Raw genomic sequence first — 3,167 nt, 5'->3', positions numbered from 1 at the left:
CGCCTGCGCCGCCAGCAGCATAACCCCGTCGCTCATCGCCTCCACGATTTGCTGCCCCGCCTGCGCGTAGCTGCGCACCCCGTAAAACCCCCGGGCCGTCAGCACCCGCCGCCACGTCTCCGGCGCCAGCGCCGGCGTACCCGCCACCCGCAGCGCCGTGTCCTGCGCCTGCCACCACCCGTCCAGCAGCCCGAACGTCAGGTGCGAGAACAGGCTGAACGACGTGATTTCATTGAGCAGCAGCAGCCCGTGACGCTTCATCACGCTCTGCGTATGTTGCAGCGTGGCGCGGATATCCGCCGTCGCATGCAGCACGTTGGCCGCCACCACCACGTCATACTGCCCCGCCGCTATCCCCTGCGCCTGCGGGCTGCGACTGATATCCAGCCGCTGCGTACGCAGGTACGGCGCCGTCCGGGCATAGTGCGTCTGCGCATGCGTCAGGAAGTACGGCGAGATATCGGTATAGGTGTACTCCGCTATCTGCTCCGCATAGGGCGCCAGACGCGCAAACAGCGTGGCGCTGGTGCCGCCTGTCCCCGCCCCTATCTCCAGGATCCGCAGCCGCGCCGACGGCCCGCGGGCGCGCACGTAGCTCTCCAGCCGGTCGGCCAGCAGCGTGTTGAACGCGTCGCTCAGCGGATCTCCGCGGTACACCGCCTCCACCAGGTTCGGCCCCGTCGCCGGGAACATCACCGCCGTCGCCGCCTGCTCGCCCTGCAGGATGGCCGGCAACGCCGTCAGCATCGCATTCACCAGCCGTATCTGCGGCGTCCCGCTCACCGGCGCAACCTGCGCCTCCCACGCCGCCCATGCCTCTTCCCACTGCGGGGGCTCCGCGTCCGCCGTCACCCCGGCCTCACGCAACAGCGTCAGCGAGGTCTCCCGCCAGCGACGGTAGGCCGCCGGCGCGACAAAGTCCGCCGCCAGCCACCCCAGCGCCGCCAGCCGCGCCCACAGCAACGGCACCAGCTGCGCCTCCGCCGCCATCACCGCCGTTATCGCCGCCGGGAGCGCCGGCGCCTGCCCGGCCGCCAGCGTCACCGCCTCCGCGGCCGGCGCCACGCACGCCTCCAGCCCGCTTTCCCCCGCCAGCGCCCTGGCCGCCGCGCCGCCGCTCACGTTCACGAACACCTGACGCGTCAGCGGCCCGTTCAGCAGCGCTTCCAGCGCCGCCATCGCCGGACCCGGCTCTACCGACCCCAGCCCCAGCTTCGCCATCCGCGCGCGGTAGCCCTCGTCCGCCACCACGCCCACGCTGCCCCAGTAGCCCCAGTGCATCACCTTCACCGCATAGGGCCGGCGCGCACGCTGCACATGGGCAAAGGCGTCCAGGAAGCAACACCCTGCCGCATAGTTCGACTGCCCGGGCGACTTGCTGAAGCTTTGCAGCGAGGAGAAATAGAGCATGAAGTCCAGCGCCTCGTCGCCGAACACCGCGTCAAGGTGCTGCGCGGTCTCCGTCTTCGCCCTCAGCGCCGATGCGAACCGCGCCTCGTCCATCCGCGCCAGGCTCTGGTCCGCCAGCACAATCGCGCTGTGCACCACTCCGTGTATCGCCCCCATCCGCTCGCGGATAACCCCGTGCGCCAGCGTCAGCGCGTCACGGTCGGTGGCATCCGCCTGCAGGTACAGCGGCCGCGGCCCGGCCGCCGCCAGCCGGTCGCAGGCCGCCCGGATGGCATCATCCTCTTCACGCCGCCCCAGCCACACCAGCCGCGCCTGGTAGTGCGTCACCAGGTACTCGCTGAACGCCATGCCGATACCGCCGGCCCCGCCGAGCACCACATACACCCCGCCCCGGCGGTAAGCCCCGCCCGGTACGGCCGCCGCCGGCGCCGCCCGGCACGGCACCAGCGTCTCACGCAGCCAGCGCCCGTCGCGCCAGGCCCGCGGGTTACCCGTGCTCTCCGCCGGCTGCCGCTGCCAGCCGCTCTCCGCCTGCGCTCCGGCCGGTAAATCCAGCACCCGCACCCGCCAGTGCGGGTACTCCTTCGCCAGCGCACCGAGCAGGCCATGCAGCGCGGCCTGCCCCGCATCCGCGTCTTCATCCGGCGCCGTTCCCAGCGCCTGGGTGGTCAGCACGCTCAGGCACAGCGGACGGGCGGCGTAGCCCCGCGCCAGCAGCGCGCTGACCAGCCGCAGGCCGGTCAGCACCGGCGCGGTATCCCCGGCGTGCACCGGCCACAGCAGATGTTGCGCTTCCGCCGGCAATGCCGCCGCCGGGTCGCCGCCGTCCGGGCCGGCAGTCAGCGTCACCGCCTCCGGCCAGTCCGTGGCTTCCCGCCCGTCGGCGATCCACTGCGGTATCAGGGTCATATCGCCCCGGACAGGGGCCGGTGCGGCATCAGCAACAACATCAGCAACCTCCGCCTCCCGGCGGGGCGCGTCATGCCCGCCGCCCACCGGCCGGGTGCTGAACCCGGCCAGGCGCATCACCTGCTGCCCCTGTTCATCAAGGATGTCGATGTCCCACTGCCCGCCGTCCTGCTGCGCCGGCCGCGCCAGCGCCCAGACCCGGGCCGGCATCGGCCCCTTCGCCGTTACCGCCTGCAGGGAGAACGGCAGCGCCATGCCTGCGTCGTCGCCCATCAGCCCGACCAGGCTTTGCAGGGCGCCGTCCATCAGCGCCGGATGCCAGCGGTAGCCGGACTCCCGGTCAGCCGCGAGCGCCAGCTCGCCCAGCGCCATCCCCTGCGCCGCGCCGAGGCGCCGGATAGCCCGGAAGCTGGCGCCGTAGTGCATCCCGCCGCACGCAAAGCGGTGGTACAGCTCTGCGCCGTCGATCTCTTCGCTGCACGCACTGCGCAGCGCGGCGAGATCGAACTGCGGCAGCGCCGGCGCATCACCGGCCCGGGCATACCCCTGCCCGTAAACCAGCGTCTGCGTCCCGGCCTCACTGTAGATCTCGTAGCGGATACGGCCGTCGTCGCCCGGCGTCAGCCCGATATGCACGGTTATTTCCCCGGACACCGCCAGCGGGCGCAGCCAGACCACCTGCTGCAGGCCGATCTCCGCCTCCGCCTTCTCTTCCCCGAGCGCCAGCGCCACGGCGGCGCGCGCCCACTCCAGCTGCACCACGCCGGGTACGATGGGCTGCCCCTGCACGACATGGTCGCGCAGGAACCATTCCCGCCCGGTCAGCGTGGTGCTGTAGCGCTGGCGGC

The 3,167-nt window shown here is 72.2% G+C and carries 1 protein-coding gene; it reads right to left on the bottom strand.

The genetic code is table 11. The features are described 5' to 3' along the window. Window positions 1-3,167, bottom strand: a 3,167-nt coding sequence (locus C8D90_RS22415; protein WP_115460551.1) for an SDR family NAD(P)-dependent oxidoreductase, incomplete at both ends; no start/stop codon positions are given.

Source organism: Enterobacillus tribolii (genome assembly GCF_003363015.1).
In the GTDB taxonomy this organism is placed as follows: Bacteria; Pseudomonadota; Gammaproteobacteria; order Enterobacterales; family Enterobacteriaceae; genus Enterobacillus; species Enterobacillus tribolii.
Note: the sequence above shows the minus strand (reverse complement) of the source record. Positions and strands in the feature narration are given on the sequence as shown.